17 protein-coding genes are annotated in these 17,499 nt (G+C 63.5%); 10 read left to right on the top strand and 7 right to left on the bottom strand.

The annotated features are described in order from the left end of the window. Positions 1-70: 70 nt before the first annotated feature. From Q0743_RS17020 to Q0743_RS17000, 5 genes are read left to right on the top strand one after another with little or no spacing between them, the layout of a single operon-like run. A complete protein-coding gene (locus Q0743_RS17020) occupies positions 71-2,476 on the top strand; it encodes a TonB-dependent siderophore receptor (protein WP_298242751.1) in 2,406 nt (801 codons plus the stop codon). A 2-nt stretch (positions 2,477-2,478) separates the two neighbouring features. Next, on the top strand, positions 2,479-3,168 hold the full coding sequence (locus Q0743_RS17015; protein ID WP_298242664.1) for a Fe2+-dependent dioxygenase: 690 nt from the start codon (positions 2,479-2,481) through the stop codon (positions 3,166-3,168). Next, positions 3,165-4,130 carry a tonB-system energizer ExbB gene (gene exbB / locus Q0743_RS17010; protein ID WP_298242663.1) on the top strand — a complete coding sequence of 322 codons (966 nt, stop codon included), beginning with the start codon at positions 3,165-3,167 and terminating at the stop codon, positions 4,128-4,130. Before Q0743_RS17015 ends, exbB begins: the two co-directional genes overlap by 4 nt. A gap of 3 nt (positions 4,131-4,133) precedes the next feature. Continuing rightward, a complete protein-coding gene (locus tag Q0743_RS17005; RefSeq protein ID WP_298242662.1) occupies positions 4,134-4,592 on the top strand; it encodes a biopolymer transporter ExbD in 459 nt (152 codons plus the stop codon). Positions 4,593-4,600: 8 nt separating this feature from the next. Beyond that, a complete protein-coding gene (locus Q0743_RS17000) occupies positions 4,601-5,431 on the top strand; it encodes an energy transducer TonB (RefSeq protein ID WP_298242661.1) in 831 nt (276 codons plus the stop codon). Here Q0743_RS17000 and Q0743_RS16995 read toward each other — a convergent pair. The 7 genes from Q0743_RS16995 to Q0743_RS16965 all read right to left on the bottom strand — a co-directional run bounded on the left by Q0743_RS16995 (position 5,419) and on the right by Q0743_RS16965 (position 11,855). Then, entirely contained in the window at positions 5,419-5,841 is a 423-nt protein-coding gene (locus Q0743_RS16995; RefSeq protein WP_298242750.1) for a hypothetical protein, read from the bottom strand. The genes Q0743_RS17000 and Q0743_RS16995 overlap by 13 nt on opposite strands. 60 nt (positions 5,842-5,901) lie before the next feature. Continuing rightward, on the bottom strand, positions 5,902-6,582 hold the full coding sequence (locus Q0743_RS16990; RefSeq protein ID WP_298242749.1) for a site-2 protease family protein: 681 nt from the start codon (positions 6,580-6,582) through the stop codon (positions 5,902-5,904). A 156-nt stretch (positions 6,583-6,738) separates the two neighbouring features. Continuing rightward, complete coding sequence (locus tag Q0743_RS16985; RefSeq protein WP_298242660.1) at positions 6,739-7,131, bottom strand: GFA family protein; 393 nt, start codon at positions 7,129-7,131, stop codon at positions 6,739-6,741. A gap of 7 nt (positions 7,132-7,138) precedes the next feature. Further along, positions 7,139-7,885: an SDR family NAD(P)-dependent oxidoreductase gene (locus tag Q0743_RS16980; protein WP_298242659.1), complete on the bottom strand. Its 747-nt coding sequence runs from the start codon at positions 7,883-7,885 to the stop codon at positions 7,139-7,141. A gap of 18 nt (positions 7,886-7,903) precedes the next feature. After that, positions 7,904-8,635 carry an SDR family oxidoreductase gene (locus Q0743_RS16975; RefSeq protein WP_298242658.1) on the bottom strand — a complete coding sequence of 244 codons (732 nt, stop codon included), beginning with the start codon at positions 8,633-8,635 and terminating at the stop codon, positions 7,904-7,906. A gap of 153 nt (positions 8,636-8,788) precedes the next feature. Further along, on the bottom strand, positions 8,789-10,618 hold the full coding sequence (locus tag Q0743_RS16970) for an IlvD/Edd family dehydratase (RefSeq protein WP_298242657.1): 1,830 nt from the start codon (positions 10,616-10,618) through the stop codon (positions 8,789-8,791). Between the two features lie 136 nt (positions 10,619-10,754). Next, positions 10,755-11,855, bottom strand: a complete 1,101-nt coding sequence (locus tag Q0743_RS16965) for a LacI family DNA-binding transcriptional regulator (protein ID WP_298242656.1) — start codon at positions 11,853-11,855, stop codon at positions 10,755-10,757. A 202-nt stretch (positions 11,856-12,057) separates the two neighbouring features. On the opposite strand from Q0743_RS16965, the gene Q0743_RS16960 reads away from it, so the two are divergent. The 5 genes from Q0743_RS16960 to denD all read left to right on the top strand — a co-directional run bounded on the left by Q0743_RS16960 (position 12,058) and on the right by denD (position 17,477). Beyond that, on the top strand, positions 12,058-13,125 hold the full coding sequence (locus Q0743_RS16960) for an ABC transporter ATP-binding protein (protein ID WP_298242655.1): 1,068 nt from the start codon (positions 12,058-12,060) through the stop codon (positions 13,123-13,125). Between the two features lie 47 nt (positions 13,126-13,172). Next, positions 13,173-14,492 (top strand): ABC transporter substrate-binding protein, encoded by a 1,320-nt coding sequence (locus Q0743_RS16955; RefSeq protein ID WP_298242654.1) that lies wholly within the window; start codon positions 13,173-13,175, stop codon positions 14,490-14,492. Between the two features lie 64 nt (positions 14,493-14,556). After that, positions 14,557-15,510 carry a carbohydrate ABC transporter permease gene (locus tag Q0743_RS16950; RefSeq protein WP_298242653.1) on the top strand — a complete coding sequence of 318 codons (954 nt, stop codon included), beginning with the start codon at positions 14,557-14,559 and terminating at the stop codon, positions 15,508-15,510. Further along, the gene (locus tag Q0743_RS16945) at positions 15,503-16,426 is read left to right on the top strand and encodes a carbohydrate ABC transporter permease (RefSeq protein WP_298242652.1); all 924 of its coding nucleotides are present in this window, start codon (positions 15,503-15,505) and stop codon (positions 16,424-16,426) included. The genes Q0743_RS16950 and Q0743_RS16945 overlap by 8 nt, the downstream gene beginning before the upstream one ends. Positions 16,427-16,490: 64 nt before the next feature. Beyond that, complete coding sequence (gene denD / locus Q0743_RS16940) at positions 16,491-17,477, top strand: D-erythronate dehydrogenase (RefSeq protein WP_298242651.1); 987 nt, start codon at positions 16,491-16,493, stop codon at positions 17,475-17,477. Positions 17,478-17,499: the final 22 nt, after the last annotated feature.

Raw genomic sequence — 17,499 nt, 5'->3', positions numbered from 1 at the left:
TTGCTGCCGATACCAACATCGCATGGTTCGCCGAAGGGAATGAGCGAACAGAAAGATGGGGCGTTTGGTAATGGGGCAGGTGGTCGCACCGAAGTCGTTGCGTTCGGTCGCAGCATTCGATCTGGTGGATGAAAAGTTCGCGGGCGTTTCCGGCAAGAAGGCTTCTGCAGTTGCGAGCTTGATCGCGGTGGCGTCGGTGTCGAGCGGCGCGCAGGCGCAGCAGTCGAACTTGCCGCCGGTCGCGGTCGACGCGCCTGTCGAGCGGCCGCGTCCGACGGCATCAAAGCCCTCGCCGGAGCAGGTCCGCGCCCGCAACGCGATTCGGCGCGCCGCGCAACGCGAGCAGGCGGCGCAGCAGGCGGCGCCGGCCACGCCGTCGGGCGCTCCGGACGGCAATCCCTATGCCGATGCGGCCGCGCCCTACAAGATCGACCACGTCCAGGCCTCGGGCAAGTTTCCCGAGAAGATGCTGAACACGCCCAAGACCATCACGGTGCTCAGCAAGGAAGTGCTTGAGGACAAGAACGCGACGACGCTGAAGGAGATCGGACGCTCGACCGCGGGCGTGACACTGGGCTCGGGCGAGGGCGGCAACGCGTTCGGCGACCGTTTCTTCATCCGTGGCTTCGATGCGCGCAACGACGTGTTCATCGACGGCATCCGTGATCCCGCCGTGTCCATCCGCGAGAACTTCTTCACCGAGCAGATCGAGATCCTGCGCGGTCCCGCGTCTTCCTATGCCGGCCGCGGCACCGCCGGCGGCGCCATCAACATCGTCACCAAGCAGGCCGGCGATCGCAATTTCCAGCGCATGGATACCGAGTTCGGGACCGACTACACAAAGCGCGTCACGCTCGACGTCAACCAGGTCATCGATCCCACCTTCTCGGTTCGCACCGGTGGTCTGTTCCAGGACGCCAACGTCGCCGGACGCAATTACGTCACCGACAATCGCTGGGGTAGCTTCATCTCGACCAAATACACCCCGACCAGCGACATCAAGATCACGACCAACTACGTCCACACCGACCTCAGCGGCTATCCTGATTTCGGCGTGCCCTATTACAAGCAGGGCAACGTGCCGGTGACCTCAGCCGGCATTCCGCGTCAGAACTGGTATGGATTCCTCAACCGCGACTTCCAGACGGCGCGGCAGGATTTCGGCACCGGTACCATCGAGTACAAGGTCAACGAGGCCATCACGCTGACCAGCAAGGTGCGCGGCGAGCATTCGCTGCTCAACTATATCGGCACGTTGCCGCAGAATCCGATCACGACGAGCTCCAATCCGCTGCTCTGGACCACGACGGCGAGCGCGCAGAGCCGGTACCAGAACGTGGACGTATGGGCCAACCAGAACGAGGCTACGTTCAAGCTCGACACCGGCGGGGTCAAGCACACCGCGGTGTTCGGCGTCGAATATTCGAACGAGAACATCTCGATCGACCGTTACACCGGCCTCTCGTCCGAGCTGTTCGGCGGTGGTTCGACTAGCAATGGCGCCGTCACAGGAGTCAATCTTTACTCGCCGCAATACACCAACATTCCTTTCAGCAACACGCCCTCGCTGGTTGGGAACCCGACGCGCTACGGAGTCAACACCAGCAGCGTGTACGTCATGGACACCGCGAATTGGCAGGACACCGTCATCCTCAATGGCGGCATCCGTTACGACGGCTACAGCCAGAGCTCTTCGACCAATTCGGCGTTCCTCAAGCAGAGCAGCGACCTCGTCAACTACAACGTCGGCGCGGTCTACAAGCCGATGTCGATCGGTAGCGTCTATGCGGCTTACGCAACTTCGGCCAATCCGTTCGGGTCAGAGCTCGACGCGACCGGTACCGATTACGGCGGCGTGCCTGCCAATTCGACTATCCTGCTCGGACCCGAGCGCAACAAGGCGATTGAAGTGGGCACTAAATGGGAGCTTGCCGATCGCCACTTGCTGGTGACCGGTGCGCTGTTCCAGACCACGAAGGACAATGCGCGCGAGACGGTCAATGGCCTGCTCACATCGGGCGCGGCCTACAGAATCCAGGGCATCGATATCGAAGCAGAGGGCCGGATCACCGATCGTTGGAGCATCTTCGGCGGTCTCGTCTTGATGCAATCCAAGGTGACGCAGAGCGGCGTTGCCTCGAATCTCGGCCTGCAGCTTGCCAACGTCGCCCACCAATCGTTCAGCTTGCTGACCAAGTACAAATTTGACGACGGCTGGGAGCTCGGTGGCCAGGCGGTGTACCGATCGAAGGTCTATGGCGGCACGTTCGCAGCCAACACCGGCAATGAATTGCCGAGCTACTGGCGCTTCGACGCCTTTGTCGAGAAGAAGATCGACAAGAACTGGACCATGAAGCTCTACGCCCAGAACCTGACCAACAAGCTGTACTACGACACGCTGTATCGCAGCGCAGTGCCCTTCGTGTCGGTCGCTCCGGGCCGGGCCTTCTACATCGTCACGACGGCGAAGTTCTGATCATGTTGACGTGCCTGCCTGGCATTCTGAGCAAGGACGATGTGGCGGATTTCCGCCGCATCATGGACGCCAGCGAATGGGAAGACGGCCGCTCCACCGCGGGCGCGCAGTCGGCCATGGTCAAGCGCAACGAGCAATTGCCGCCCGACAGCGAGGTCGCGCGAAAGCTCGGCAACCGGATCATCTCGGCGCTGACGTCGAACCCGCGCTTCATCGCGGCGGCGGTCCCGCTGCAGATCTTCCCGCCGCTGTTCAACCGCTATGCGGCGAGCAGCGGCCATCATTTCGGCCTGCATGTCGACAATGCGATCCGCGGCGACCGGCTGACCGGACTTCGCATCCGCACAGACCTGTCGGTGACGCTGTTCCTCGCCGAGCCGGAAGAGTACGATGGTGGCGAACTTGTGATCGAGGACACCTACGGCTCGCACGAAGTCAAGTTGCCGGCCGGCGACTGCGTGCTCTATCCCTCGACCAGCCTCCACCTCGTCACCCCCGTGACGAGGGGAACGCGGGTTGCGTCTTTCTTCTGGCTGCAGAGCATGATACGGGACGATCAAGCCCGGAGCATGATCTTCGACCTCGACACCGCGATACAGGCGCTGGTGGAACGGCTCGGGCGTGACGATCCCGAAACGGTCAAATTGACGGGTATCTATCACAATCTCATTCGCTACTGGGCCGAAGTATGAAGACCATGACCTCTAGAGCAAGCCTTGCCGCCGCCGCGATGCTGGCGGCTGCCTGGCTCGCATCCCCCGTTTCTGCCCAGACACAAACCCCTTCGGCACCGGCGCAATCGGTCCCTCAGCCAGCCCCGGTCGCTCCGGCGGCACCGGCAATCACAACGCCTGCTGTCCCGGCGCCTTCCGCGACGACCGCCCCGGCGGCTCCGGCACCGTCCCCCGCGGCCAGCGTTTCGACCTCGGCCAAGTCCGATGCGTCCGCCGCGATCGCGCCGGCCATGAAGGAATTGTCGCCCTGGGTGATGTTCATGTCGGCGGACGTCATCGTGAAGGCGGTGATGATCGGGCTCGCCTTCGCATCGCTGATGACCTGGACCGTCTTCATCGCCAAGTCGATCGAGCTGTCGGTCGCATCCACCAAGCTTCGTTCTGCCCTGAAGAAGGTCGCGGAGACGCGCTCGCTTGCCGAAGCGCAAATGGCGCTCGGTGCCAAGGAGGGCATCCTGCCGTCCTTCCTGGCGGCGGCCCTGCGCGAGGCGCGGATGTCGGCCGGCCTGTCCAGCGACGCCGGCATCAAGGAGCGCGCGGCCTCCAGCTTTTCCGAGATCGTGCGCGCCGAGGCGCGGCGCATCCGGATCGGCATGGGTGTGCTTGCGACCATCGGCTCCACGTCGCCCTTCGTCGGCCTGTTCGGCACGGTCTGGGGCATCATGAACAGCTTCATCGGCATCTCGAAGTCGCAGACCACGAACCTTGCCGTCGTCGCGCCCGGCATCGCCGAGGCGCTGCTCGCCACCGCGATCGGCCTCGTCGCCGCCATTCCCGCCGTCATCATCTACAATCACTTCTCGCGTGTGACGAAGGGCTATCTCGAGCTCGTCAGCCGCGCCTCGGGTGCCGCGGCGCGGCTGCTCTCGCGCGATCTCGACCGCAGCCACGGCAGCGTGCATTCGCGTGCGGCGGAGTGAACCATGGCCGTCTCGCTCGCAGACAATGATGACGACGACGATTTCTCGGAAACGCATGACATCAACGTCACGCCGTTCATCGACGTCATCCTGGTCCTGCTGATCATCTTCATGGTCGCCGCGCCGCTTTCCACGGTCGATCTGCCCGTGGAATTGCCCAAGACGAGCGCGGTACCGCCGCAGAAGCAGCCGGACAAGCCGACCTTCGTCTCGATCAAGTCTGACCTGACGCTCGCGATCGGGGAAAATCCGGTGGCGCGAGCCGATTTGGCGACGACGCTCGACGGCACACCGGAGATGACCAAGGACAAGTACGTGTTCCTGCGCATCGATCGTTCTGTGCCCTACGGCGAAATGTGGCCCGTCATGGAGCTGCTGCGCGCAGGCGGCTATACACATGTGAAGCTGGTCGCGCTCGAAGGTCCGCCCGCGTCGGCGCCCGAAGCCGCCTCGAAGCGATAGAAGCCGCTATGTCGAACATCGACATCGAAGCCAAGCCGTCCCGCAAGCTGTGGATTTTGGCAGCGGTGGCGGCGCTTGCGCTCCATTTGGGCGGGGCGGCTTTGGCGCTGGCAAATTTGCGTGCCGATCCCGGTGATGAAGGGCTGGGTGCTGCCGGGGCGGACTTTGCAATCGAGATGACTTCGCCGGAGGCGAAGGAATCCGACCTGCCTCCTGGCCCGATGGACTCCGTCGCGCAGGAGGAGCGCCCGGCGCTTCCCGAGCAGAAAGCTGAAACGAAGCAGACTGAGCTTCCGCAGGATCGGCCACAGCAGGAGGACGATCCCGACACCGTCGTCACTGAAAACAAGCCGGAGAAGGAGCAGGACCAAACTCCGAAGGTCGCAGCCGTCGAAACGCCGGCCATGGAAGCGTCTCAGAAGTCGGTTGATATGGAACAGCAGACTTTCGAAGACGCGGCGCGCGAGTCCAAGAAGCCTACGGCTCAGAACAGTGGCATGGGCAAGGACAACAAGAAGCTGACGGATGATTGGAACATTCAGATCAGCGCCCACCTCCTGGCCCACCAGATCAAGCGGGAAGACAGGAAGCAGAACAATCAGAAGGTCAAGGTCAGGTTCGTCATCAATCGCGTGGGCAATGTGCTTTCCGTCGATGTTCTGGAGTCATCCCAGGACCCGACATTTGACGCGACCGCGATAGCGATGGTCCGGAAGTCCGATCCTTTCCCCCGCCCAAGCCCCGAGCTGGGCGGGGACAAGTTCGAGCGCACGGTCGACATCGTCTTCAAGCCGCCGGAAGACAAGAAAAAGAAGAAGAAGACGGCTCACCGCCAGTAGAGCCTGATCCCGACATAGACCACGACCAGGCAGGCGAAGATCAGCGCCACGGGGAGGGGCCGCTTCTGGGCTCCACTCGCCGCGCCTGCTCCGAAGAACCTGGTCGTCTTTGGCGCCGGTGCCGGGCGACGGAAGGCGGTAACATTGTCCGCTGCCGGCTCTGCCGGGCGGGGCCGGACGTCAGGCGGGGTTCCCGCGCCGCCCATCTCGGCATAGTAGGCCTTGTAGATCGCGCCGATGGTCGCCTCGGTGGCCTCACCCTCGCTCATCTGCGCCAGCAGGTTCTGGTAGCTCACCAGGAATTCCTGGGCTTCCGGAGGCAATGCGGACGCCCCGTTGAGTTTGGCCATCATCTTCCAGGTGGCAAAATCGGCGCGGGCGCGGGTGTCGGCGCGTCGCGCGATGAGCATATCGGCAGCTTTGACCAAGTCGGCCTCGGGCCCTTCGGCTGTTCGGGTGGTGCTGTTCAACTACGCATTGCCGGTCAGGAAGAGAACAGCCTGAATCACATGACCGGTCAACGTTCGCAGTATTCCTGAAATAACATCAAGATTTAGACCGAACTGGGAACCTGCAAGAGGCAGCAGGATCAACAGGCCGATCAGGATTAGCATCCCGAATGGCTCGAGCCGGGCCAGCGGCATGGCGAGGGCGCGAGGCAGCAGCCCCACGGCGACGCGGCCGCCATCGAGCGGCGGGATCGGCATCATGTTGAACACGGCGAGGATGGCGTTGACGATGAGCGCATTCTTGAGATTGTCGGCCACCCATTTCGCCGAACTGGCCGGGACCAGGGGCAGGGCATGAAAGGCGAGGGCCGCGGCCAGCGCCAGCAGGATGTTGGTGACGGGCCCCGCCAGCGCCACCCACACCATGTCGAGCCGGGGATTGTTCAGCTTGCGGAAGTTCACCGGCACCGGCTTGGCATAGCCGAACAGGAACGGCGAGTGCGCGAACAGCAACATCGCCGGCAAGATCAGGGTGCCGAACGGGTCGATATGCTTGACCGGGTTGAAGCTGACGCGGCCGAGCTGCGAGGCCGTGTCGTCGCCGAGCCGGTCCGCGACGAAGGCGTGCGCGGCCTCGTGAAAGGTGATGGCGAGCACCAGTGGCAGCACCCACACCGAGAGGTCATAAAAGGAAATGTTCACGGCTCGTCCGTCCCGGTTTGCCTGCGGCCTTGCAGCCGTCCCAGCCAACCGGCGGTGCAGCAACGCTTCGGCTCAAGATAGGATGGCCGGTTCCGAAATGCCACGGCGTCGATGACCGGCGAGCCGTGCCGCGCCGCGGCCGGCCGTCGCACGATGTCACGCCGGGATCGTTCCCTGATACTGCACCAGGCCGTCGTCGAGCTTCAGCCAGGCGGGCTTCTCCGAGACCCAGATGTGTTCGGTCGGCGCGAAGGCGTTGCGATCATCGAAAACGGCGAGAGATACGCCCGCCAGCGTGCCGTTGCGGCGCCACGCGAACAGGCGGGTGCCGCAGCGCTTGCAGAACACGCGGTCGATGTTCTCGGACGAGGCATAACGCCCGGTGTCGCCTTCGACGCTCAGTGCGCGCTGGTCGAATTGCGCGCGGGCGAAGAAGGGCGAGCCCATCGCCTTCTGACAGAGGCGGCAATGGCAGACGCGGACGTTGAGCGGCTCGCCCTCCGCCTTGAAGCGCACCGCGCCGCACAGGCATCCACCTTCGCGGATCATGCTGTCCTCAATAGGTTGCGCGTCCGCCCGAGATGTCGAACACCGCGCCGGTCGAGAAGGCACAATCTTCGGACGCGAGCCAGGCCACCATCGCGGCGAGCTCCTCGACGAGGACGAAGCGAGCCTTCGGGATCTTCGACAGCATGAAGTCGATGTGCTGCTGCGTCATCTGGTCGAAGATCGCGGTCTTGGCAGCCGCCGGCGTCACCGCGTTGACGAGGATGTCATGCGCGGCGAGCTCCTTGCCGAGCGATTTCGTCAGCGCGATCAGGCCGGCCTTGGAGGCCGAATAGTGCGCCGCGTTCGGATTGCCTTCCTTGCCGGCGATCGAGGCGATGTTGACGATGCGCCCATACTTCTGCTTGAGCATGGTCGGCACGATCGCCTTGCAGACGATGAAAGGGCCGTCGAGGTTGATGCGCAGGACTTTCCGCCATTCCTCGAGGTCGGTCTCCCAGACCGGCTTGTTGACCCCGGCGATGCCGGCATTGTTGACGAGGATGTCGATCTTGCCGAAGGCTTTGAACGTTGCGTCGCGGGCCTCTTCGACACCTGCGGTGTCGGTGACGTCGACCTTGAACACTTTCGTGTCACCGCCGACTTCCTTGGCCGTCTTCTCGGCCAGCGCCTGGTCAAAATCCCAGATCGCGACCTTGGCACCGGAGGCGATGAGGCGCTCGGTGATGGCGCGGCCAAAGCCCTGCGCGCCGCCGGTGACGATGGCGACGCGGCCGTTGAGATCGATCTTGTTCATGCCCGCTGCCCCCTGACGTCAGAGCATGTAGCCGCCGTCGACGACGAGGTCGACGCCGGTGGTGAAGGCGCTCTCGTCGCTGCCGAGATAGACCGCCATGTTGGCGATCTCCTCGGCGGTGCCGAGCCGGCCCATCTTCTGGCGGGAGATGAACATCTCCTTGCCCTGCGGCCCTTGGGCTGCGGCGCGGTCGAGCATCGAGGGCGTCTCGACGGTGCCGGGGCAGATCGAGTTGCAGCGGATGCCCTTGGTGATGAAGTCGAGGGCGACCGCACGCGACAGCAGCGACACCGCCGCCTTCGACGAGCTGTAGACGTAGCGGTTCGCCGGCGGCCGCAGGGCCGCGCAGGACGAGATGTTGACGATGCTGCCGCCGCCGCCTGCGATCATGTCGGGCAGGAAGGCCTTGATGGTCCGGTGCATCGACTTGACGTTGAGGTCGAAGGAGAAGTCGAAATCCTCCTCCGAGCACTCGAGGATGGTGCCGTGATGCACGAAGCCGGCCGCGTTGAGCAGGATGTCGATCTTGCCGACGCGCTTGGCGAAGGCGTTGACGTCGGCGGTGTTGCGGACGTCGAGCTTTGCGACCTCGGCGATACCTTCCGCAGGTAGGCCCGCGATGCCGGCTTCGTTGATATCGGTAGCGATGACGGTTGCGCCTTCACGCGCGAATGCGAGGGCGCAGGCGCGCCCGATACCTGCGGCTGCTGCCGTGACGACGGCGCGTTTACCCTTGAGGCGGTCTGCCATGTTGTTCTCCTTTGATGTGTCCGCCGTCATTCCGGGGCGCGACGCAGTCGCGAGCTACGATGCGCAATTGCGCATCTGAGAATCCATAACCACGATCGGGAGTATGGATTCCGGGCCTGCGCCTCGCGGCGCATCCCGGAATGACGGTCTTTCCTAGTGATTATCCCGCGCCACACCGAAGGTGCCGGCGACGTTCTGATAGCGCGTGGCGAGCTCCATGCATGCGCCGGTCGATTGCTGGCCGACGGTGTTGCGATAGATCTCCTGCCACGGCGTCTGGTTCGCCGGATGCTTGAAGCCGCCGGCGGCCTTCAGCTCGGCGTGACGCTTCTTCAGCTCCTCGTCCGAGATCAGGATGTTGGCGCTGCCCTTGTTGAGGTCGATGCGGACCTTGTCGCCGGTCTTGAGGATGGCAAGGCCGCCGTTGGCGGCGGCTTCCGGCGAGGCGTTCAGGATCGAGGGCGAGCCCGAGGTGCCGGACTGGCGGCCGTCGCCGATGCAGGGCAGGGACAGGATGCCGCGTTTGATCAGCGCCGCAGGCGGCTGCATGTTCACGACCTCGGCACCGCCGGGATAGCCGATCGGGCCGGTGCCGCGGATGAACAGCACGCAGCGCTCGTCGATGTCGAGCGAGGCATCGTCGATCCGCTCGTGATAGTCCTCCGGGCCCTCGAACACGATGGCGCGGCCCTCGAAGGCGTTGAGGTCCTTCGGGTTGCTGAGATAGCGGTCGCGGAATTCCTTCGAGATCACGCTGGTCTTCATGATCGCGGAATCGAACAGATTGCCCTTCAGCACCAGGAAGCCGGCGTCCTTCACCAGCGGCTTGTCGTAGGTCCAGATCACGTCGTTGTCGGGCTTGGGCGCATCCTTGCAGTTCTCGCCGATGCCGCGGCCGTTGACGGTGACGGCGTCTTCATGGATGCGCTTGTGCTTCATCAATTCCCGCACCACCGACGGCACGCCGCCGGCGCGGTGGAATTCCTCGCCGAGATAGAAGCCGGCCGGCTGCATATTGACCAGCAACGGCACGTCGTGACCGACCTTCTGCCAGTCCTCGATCGAGAGCTCGACGCCGATATGGCGGGCGAGGGCATTGATGTGAATCGGTGCGTTGGTCGAGCCGCCGATCGCCGAATTGATCACGATGCAGTTCTCGAACGCCTTGCGGGTCAGGATGTCCGAAGGCTTGAGGTCTTCCCACACCATCTCGACGATGCGCTTTCCCGTCTCGTAGGCGATCTGGCCGCGCTCGCGATAGGGGGCGGGGATCGCCGCGCAGCCCGGCAGCGAGAAGCCGAGCGCTTCGGCAAGCCCGTTCATGGTCGATGCCGTGCCCATGGTGTTGCAATGGCCGACCGAAGGCGCCGAGGAGGCCACGATCTCCATGAATTCTTCATAGTCGATCTCGCCTGCGGCAAGCCGCTCGCGCGACTTCCAGACGATGGTGCCGGAGCCGGTGCGCTCGCCATTGTGCCAGCCGTTCAGCATCGGGCCGCCCGACAGCACGATCGCGGGCAGGTTGACGGTCGCCGCCGCCATCATGCAGGCCGGCGTGGTCTTGTCGCAGCCGGTGGTGAGCACGACGCCGTCGAGCGGATAGCCGTAGAGGATCTCGACGAGGCCGAGATAGGCGAGGTTGCGGTCGAGTGCCGCGGTCGGGCGCTTGCCGGTTTCCTGGATCGGATGGGTCGGGAATTCCATCGCGATGCCGCCGGCCTCGCGGATGCCCTCGCGGACGCGGTGGGCCAGCTCGAGATGGTGGCGGTTGCAGGGGGACAGGTCGTTGCCGGTCTGGGCGATGCCGATGATCGGCTTGCCGGACTGCAGCTCGGCGCGGGTGAGGCCGTAATTCAGGTAGCGCTCCATGTAGAGCGCGGTCATGCCCGGATTATGCGGATTGTTGAACCATTCCTGCGAACGGAGGTGGCGGCGCGAGCCGTTGCCGGCGGGGGCATGCCCATTGGTTGGCTTTTTTGTCATTGGTTTCTCCTGCAATGCAAACGCACTGGCGTCCGTCCACTTACATCAGTCCTGGGGCGTCCGCTTGTGCGATGCCGAACGGCGCGAATGATGGATCGCTGGCCCGCTGGCGGGTCGTTTCCTCACAAATCCGATACTAGTCATGGCTACTTGGTAACGCTACCATTTTGTTCGCCGCACCCGCGCCTGAAGTGGACGGCCTGCTGTCCGAATGGCGCGAGGTCGAGCTTTGCCGCTCGATCACCTTGAAGCCGAGATCGAGCACCGCCTGCTCGGGACGCCGTCCGTCGATCGCCTCGATCAGCATGGTGGCGGCCGTCCTGCCCATCTCGTAGCGGTTGGTGCGCACGCTGGTGAGGGTGGGGACGGCGGACGCCATGAATTCGAGGTCGTTGAAGCCGACGATCGCGATCTGGTCGGGGACCGCGATCTCGCGGCGCCGGCATTCGAACAGAACGCCGAGCGCGAGGTCGTCATTGGCGCAGAACACCGCATCGAGGTCGGGCTCTCGCGCCAGCAGATCGGTGAACAGGGCACCGCCGAGCGTCACCGAGGTCGGCGTCGCCGTCGTGACGACGAGGCGCTGCTCGAACAGTCCGGCGTCCTTCATGGCGGAGACATATCCGTCGAGCCGCCGCTGCACGCGCGGGTCCATGCGCGCGCCGACGAATCCTATTCTGCGGCGCCCCTGTTCGAACAGGTGCGCAACCGCTGCGCGGGCCGCATCATAGTGCGAAAAGCCGATCATCATGTCGACCGGATCGGGGCCGATCTCCATGATCTGCACGATCGGGCAGTCGGCGGCCTCCAGCATCGCGCGCGACTCCGTGGTCTGGTCGATGCCGGTGACGATCAGCCCCGCCGGCTTCTGCGCGAGAAACAGCCGCAGCAGCTTTTCTTCCTGGAGAATGCTGTAGCGCGTGTTGGACAACTGGATCGAGTAGCGGCTGCCTTCGGAGGCGTCGTAGATGCCGCGCAGCACGTCCGAGAACACGTTGTTGGTGAGAGAGGGGATCAGGACACCGATCACCTCGGTGCGTTGCGAAGCCAGCGCGCGTGCCGCAAGATTCGGCACATAGCCGAGCTCCTTGGCCGCGCTCTCGACCCGCGTCCGCTTGGCGACCGATAAGGCTTCGGGATTACGAAAGAAGCGGGACGCCGTAATCGGGCTGACGCCGGCAAGCTCGGCGACTTCCGCCAACCGGATTTTGCCTGACTTGGTGCGTTTTCGACCCATTTGCTGCTCTTAACACAGTCAGTCCCGCAAACAAAGGAACGTTGACAGCGCTACCAGCAACGACTAACCAAAGACAAATTGCCAAAACCGCACAAACTGCCGACAATGTTGCCCGCTAAGATCGGGCTTCGTTCGGCGAAGTCTGAAAAAACAAGACGGTCGCGGCGCGCAAGGCGTCGTGGACTTTCGAGGAGGGAGCTAGATGTCGTCTGTGCAAATCCGCGACGTGCGGAAATCGTTCGGCAATTTTGAAGTCCTGCACGGCGTGACTGTACCGATCGAGGATGGACAGTTCGTTGTCCTGGTTGGCCCCTCCGGCTGCGGCAAGTCGACGCTTCTGCGCATGCTCGCCGGTCTCGAGAACATCACCTCCGGCACGATCTCGATCGGCGACCGCGTCGTCAACAATGTCCAGCCCAAGGAGCGGGACATTGCGATGGTGTTTCAGAACTACGCGCTCTATCCGCACATGACGGTCGCCGACAACATGGGCTTCTCGCTGAAGCTGCGGAATGCGGGCGCCGACGAGATCAACAAGCGCGTCAAGCGCGCCGCCGAGATCCTCGCGCTGGCGCCGCTGCTCGATCGCTACCCGCGCCAGCTCTCCGGCGGCCAGCGCCAGCGCGTGGCGATGGGCCGCGCCATCGTGCGCGATCCGCAGGTCTTCCTGTTCGACGAGCCCTTGTCGAACCTCGATGCCAAGCTGCGCGTCGCCATGCGCACCGAGATCAAGGAGCTGCACCAGCGGCTGAAGACCACGACCGTCTACGTCACCCACGACCAGATCGAGGCCATGACCATGGCCGACAAGATCGTCGTCATGCATGACGGCATCGTCGAGCAGATGGGCACGCCGCTCGAACTCTACGACAAGCCCGACAACCAGTTCGTCGCCGGCTTCATCGGCTCGCCCGCGATGAACTTCCTGAAGGGCCATGTGCGCGTCAACGGCGTGGCGACCTTCGAAGGGCCGAACGGCGTCAAGCTGCCGCTCAAGACCGCGCCTGCGGCCTCCGACGGGCGCCCCGCGGTCTACGGCGTGCGGCCCGAGCATTTCACCATTGCCGACGACGGCGCCGAAGCCGAGATCGTCGTGGTCGAGCCGACCGGCTCGGAGACGCAAGTGTTCGCCAAGATCGGCGGCGAGCAGGTCGTCGCGGTCTTCCGCGAGCGTCACCAGTTCAATCCCGGCGACAAGGTGCGGCTGAAGCCGGACCCGGCATTGGTGCACTTGTTCGATGACGCGACGGGAAAACGCCTGAACGCGTAGCGTAGGTTTGAGTTGAGACAATAAAAAAGCATCACAGGGAGGACGACATGCAAGACTTTACCCGCCGGACTCTGCTTCAGGGCGGAACGGCACTGGCTGCAACCGGCATGCTCACCGGGCCGGCATTGTTCGACTTTGCCAAGGCCTGGGCGCAGACTTCGCCCTGGAAGGCGGAGGCGGGCGCCAAGCTCACCGTGATGCGCTGGAAGCGCTTCGTGCCGCAGGAGGACGATGCGTTCAACGCGATGGTGGCAGCGTTCAAGGCTGCGACCGGCACCGAGATGAACGTGTTCAGCGAATCCTTCGAGGACGTGCAGCCGAAGGCCTCGGTTGCGGCCAATACCGGCTCGGGGCTCGACCTTGCCTGGGGCCTGCACACGCTGCCGCAGCTGTTCCCGACCAAAGTGCTGAAGATGAACGACGTCGCCGATTATCTCGGCAAGAAGTACGGTGGCTGGACCGATGCGGCGGCCAAGACCTGTATGCAGGGCAATGACTGGCTCGGTATTCCCGTCGCCACCAACGGCGGTTACATGACCTACCGCAAATCGGCGCTCGAGAAGGCAGGCTTTAAGGAATTCCCGAAGGATTTCCCGGGTTTCCTAGAGATGTGCAAGGCCCTGAAGAAGAATAACACCCCGGCCGGCTTTGCGCTCGGTCATGCCTCGGGCGACGGCAATTCGTGGCTGCACTGGGTGCTGTGGGGCCACGGCGCCTACACCGTCGACCAGAACGACAAGATCATCATCAATTCGCCGGAGACGGCGAAGGCGCTGGAATATTGCAAGGCGCTGTATGACAGCTTCATTCCGGGCACCGCGTCCTGGAACGATTCCTCCAACAACAAGGCGTTCCTCGCCGGCGAGCTCTATTGCACGGCGAACGGCATCTCGATCTATGTGGCCGAGAAGACCGACGCCAGCAAGAAGGAGCTGGCCGAGGACACCTATCACGCGCTCTGGCCGGTCGGACCGGTCGGCAAGCCGACCGAGCTGCAGCTGGCGCTGCCGATCCTCGCCTTCAACTTCACCAAATATCCGAATGCAGCGAAGGCCTTCGTCGCCTTCATGCTGGAGAAGGAGAACTACGAGAAGTGGCTGGACGGTGCGCAGGGCTATCTCACACAGACCCTGAACGCCTATGAATCGGCGCCGATCTGGAAGGCCGATCCCAAGAACGAGGTGTTCTCGCAGGCCTCCAAGCGCACGCTCCCGGCCTCCGGCATCGGCCACGTCGGCGAGAAGGCGGCAACGGCAATCGCCGACTTCATCGTCGTCGACATGTTCGCCAATTACTGCACCGGCACCAAGGATGCGAAGGGCGCGATGGCGGAAGCCGAGCGCCAGCTGAAGCGCATCTATCGCTGAGGGTCACGGAGCGGGCGGCCGTCGTGCCGCCCGCTCCTCAACATTTCGATCAGGGATATCGGGCATGGCTGATGTCGCAATTCCCCGGGCCAAGCCTCAGATCAGCGAGGACAGCGCCTGGACCCAGCTCAAACACAATCGCAACTGGCTCGGCTTCTGGTTCATGGTGCCGGCCATGGCCTTCCTGATCTTCTTCCTGGCCTATCCGCTCGGGCTCGGCATCTGGCTGTCGTTCACCGACACCCGTATCGGCAGGGTCGGGCACTTCGTCGCCACCGAGAACTATGAGTGGCTGTGGGACGATTCCATCTTCTGGCTGTCGGTGTTCAACACGCTGCTCTACACCTTCGTTGCCAGCGCCCTCAAATTTGCGATCGGACTCTATCTCGCGCTGCTGCTGAACGAGAACATGCCGTTCAAGGCGATGTTGCGCGCGATGGTCCTGATCCCTTTCATCGTTCCGACGGTGCTCTCGGCGCTGGCGTTCTGGTGGATCTTCGATTCGCAATTCTCCATCATCTCCTGGTCGCTCAGGCATCTCGGCCTGATCGACCAGAACATCAACTTCCTCGGCGACACGACCTGGGCGCGGATTTGCGTGATCTTCGCCAATATCTGGCGCGGCGTGCCGTTCGTGGCGATCACGCTGCTGGCAGGCCTGCAGACGGTGTCCCCGTCGCTCTATGAGGCGGCAACGCTCGACGGTGCCACGCGCTGGCAGAATTTCCGCTTCATCACCTATCCGCTGCTGACGCCGATCATCGCCGTCGTGATGACCTTCTCGGTGCTGTTCACCTTCACCGACTTCCAGCTGATCTGGGCGATGACGCGCGGCGGCCCGGTCAACGCCACCCATCTGATGGCGACGCTGTCCTACCAGCGCGCGATCATCGCCGGGCAGCTCGGGGAGGGCGCGGCGATATCCAGTGCCATGATTCCGTTCTTGCTCGCTGCGATCATGGTGTCCTGGTTCGGCCTGCAGCGAAGGAAATGGCAACAGGGAGAGAACAATGACTGATCTTCCTGCCGCGAAAGTCGACCTCAAAACGGTCATATCGTCGCCCGCGCGGGTCGATAACAGCGAGGGCATGAGCTACCTGCAGTCGGTGCCGCGCCGGCTCGTGACGCTGTACCTGCCGCTCACGATCATCGTCGTGGTCCTGCTGTTCCCGTTCTACTGGATGGCGCTGACCTCGGTGAAGCCGGACGACCAGCTGCTCGACCTCGACAAGTACAATCCGTTCTGGACCTGGAATCCGACCTTCAAGCATTTCCACAAGCTGCTGTTCGAAAGCTACTATCCGCACTGGCTCTGGAACACGATGTATGTGGCGATCTGCGCCACGATCCTCTCGATCATCGCGTCGGTGCTTGCGGCCTACGCGATCGTGCGCTTGCGCTACAAGGGCGCCAATCTGGTCGGCGGGCTGATCTTCCTCGCCTATCTGGTGCCGCCGTCGATCCTGTTCATTCCGCTCGCCACCGTCGTGTTCCAGTACGGCCTGTTCGACTCGCCGCTGGCGCTGATCCTGACCTATCCGACCATCCTGATCCCGTTCTCGACATGGCTCTTGATGGGCTATTTCAAGACCATCCCGTTCGAGCTCGAGGAATGCGCGTTGATCGACGGGGCGAGCCGCTGGCAGATCCTGATCAAGATCGTTCTGCCGCTCGCCATCCCCGGCCTGATCTCGGCCTTCATCTTCTGCTTCACGCTGTGCTGGAACGAGTTCATCTACGCCCTGACGTTCCTGCAATCGACCAGCAACAAGACGGTGCCGGTCGCGATCGTCAACGAGTTCGTCGATGGCGACATCTATCGCTGGGGGTCGCTGATGGCGGGAGCCCTGGCCGGCTCGCTGCCGCTCGTCATCCTTTACGCCTTCTTCGTGGAGCATTATGTGTCCGCGATGACCGGCGCCGTGAAGGAATAACGGGCGCTGCCACGGGAGCGCGCCGGAGGCTGCGCGTTCCGGCCAATAAGAAGGAGTTGAGCTCTTGCACATTCTGGTTCTGGGCGCCGCCGGCATGGTCGGCCGCAAACTCTGTGAACGGCTGCTGCGCGACGGCCGGCTCGGCAAGAGCGACATCACCAAGCTCACCATGCATGACGTGGTCGAGCCGAAGAAGCCGGAGAAGGCCGGTTTCCCGGTCGAGACCGTATCTGGCGATTTCGCAGTCCCCGGCGCGGCCGAAAAGCTGATCGCCGGCCGACCCGACGTGATCTTCCACCTTGCCGCGATCGTCTCGGGCGAAGCCGAGCTCGATTTCGACAAGGGCTATCGCATTAATCTCGACGGCACGCGGATGCTGCTCGACGCGATCAGGCTGGTCGGCGGCGGCTACAAGCCGCGCGTGGTGTTCACCTCCTCGATCGCGGTGTTCGGCGCGCCGTTCCCGGATGCCATCGGCGACGAGTTCTTCCACACGCCCCTGCTCAGCTATGGCACGCAGAAGGCGATCGGCGAATTGCTGCTGGCCGACTATTCCCGCCGCGGCTTCCTTGACGGCATCGGCATCCGCCTGCCGACCATCTGCATCCGTCCCGGCCTGCCCAACAAGGCGGCATCGGGCTTCTTCTCCAACATTCTGCGCGAGCCGCTGGCCGGCAAGGAAGCGGTACTCCCGGTCTCCGAGGATGTTCGTCACTGGCATGCCACGCCGCGCTCGGCCGTCGGCTTCCTGCTCCACGCCGGCACCATGGACCTCGAAAAGGTCGGCCCGCGCCGCAACCTGACCATGCCGGGCCTGTCGGCGACGGTCGGCGAGCAGATCGCCGCGTTGAAGCGGGTTGCGGGTGAAAAGGTTGCCGCGCGCATCAAGCGCGAGCCGGATCCCTTCATCGTCGGCATCGTCGGCGGCTGGCCGCGCAATTTCAACGCCAAGCGGTCCCTCGAGCTCGGCTTCACCACCGCCGAGAAGAACTTCGACGACATCATCCGCATTCACATCGAAGACGAGCTCGGCGGCAATTTCGTCGCCTGATCTCCAGCAGAGCGGGCCCTGG

It is taken from the genome of uncultured Bradyrhizobium sp. (assembly GCF_936943645.1).
Taxonomy (GTDB): domain Bacteria; phylum Pseudomonadota; class Alphaproteobacteria; order Rhizobiales; family Xanthobacteraceae; genus Bradyrhizobium.
Note: the sequence above shows the minus strand (reverse complement) of the source record. Positions and strands in the feature narration are given on the sequence as shown.

Coding starts and splice junctions, on each gene's coding strand:
- Q0743_RS17005 (WP_298242662.1), top strand. CDS start 4,134: ATGGCCGTCTCGCTCGCAGACAATGATGACGACGACGATTTCTCGGAA.
- Q0743_RS16995 (WP_298242750.1), bottom strand. CDS start 5,841: ATGCTCATCGCGCGACGCGCCGACACCCGCGCCCGCGCCGATTTTGCC.
- Q0743_RS16965 (WP_298242656.1), bottom strand. CDS start 11,855: ATGGGTCGAAAACGCACCAAGTCAGGCAAAATCCGGTTGGCGGAAGTC.
- Q0743_RS17015 (WP_298242664.1), top strand. CDS start 2,479: ATGTTGACGTGCCTGCCTGGCATTCTGAGCAAGGACGATGTGGCGGAT.
- Q0743_RS16985 (WP_298242660.1), bottom strand. CDS start 7,131: ATGATCCGCGAAGGTGGATGCCTGTGCGGCGCGGTGCGCTTCAAGGCG.
- Q0743_RS17020 (WP_298242751.1), top strand. CDS start 71: ATGGGGCAGGTGGTCGCACCGAAGTCGTTGCGTTCGGTCGCAGCATTC.
- Q0743_RS16970 (WP_298242657.1), bottom strand. CDS start 10,618: ATGACAAAAAAGCCAACCAATGGGCATGCCCCCGCCGGCAACGGCTCG.
- exbB (WP_298242663.1), top strand. CDS start 3,165: ATGAAGACCATGACCTCTAGAGCAAGCCTTGCCGCCGCCGCGATGCTG.
- Q0743_RS16945 (WP_298242652.1), top strand. CDS start 15,503: ATGACTGATCTTCCTGCCGCGAAAGTCGACCTCAAAACGGTCATATCG.
- Q0743_RS16950 (WP_298242653.1), top strand. CDS start 14,557: ATGGCTGATGTCGCAATTCCCCGGGCCAAGCCTCAGATCAGCGAGGAC.
- Q0743_RS17000 (WP_298242661.1), top strand. CDS start 4,601: ATGTCGAACATCGACATCGAAGCCAAGCCGTCCCGCAAGCTGTGGATT.
- Q0743_RS16960 (WP_298242655.1), top strand. CDS start 12,058: ATGTCGTCTGTGCAAATCCGCGACGTGCGGAAATCGTTCGGCAATTTT.
- Q0743_RS16975 (WP_298242658.1), bottom strand. CDS start 8,635: ATGGCAGACCGCCTCAAGGGTAAACGCGCCGTCGTCACGGCAGCAGCC.
- Q0743_RS16955 (WP_298242654.1), top strand. CDS start 13,173: ATGCAAGACTTTACCCGCCGGACTCTGCTTCAGGGCGGAACGGCACTG.
- Q0743_RS16980 (WP_298242659.1), bottom strand. CDS start 7,885: ATGAACAAGATCGATCTCAACGGCCGCGTCGCCATCGTCACCGGCGGC.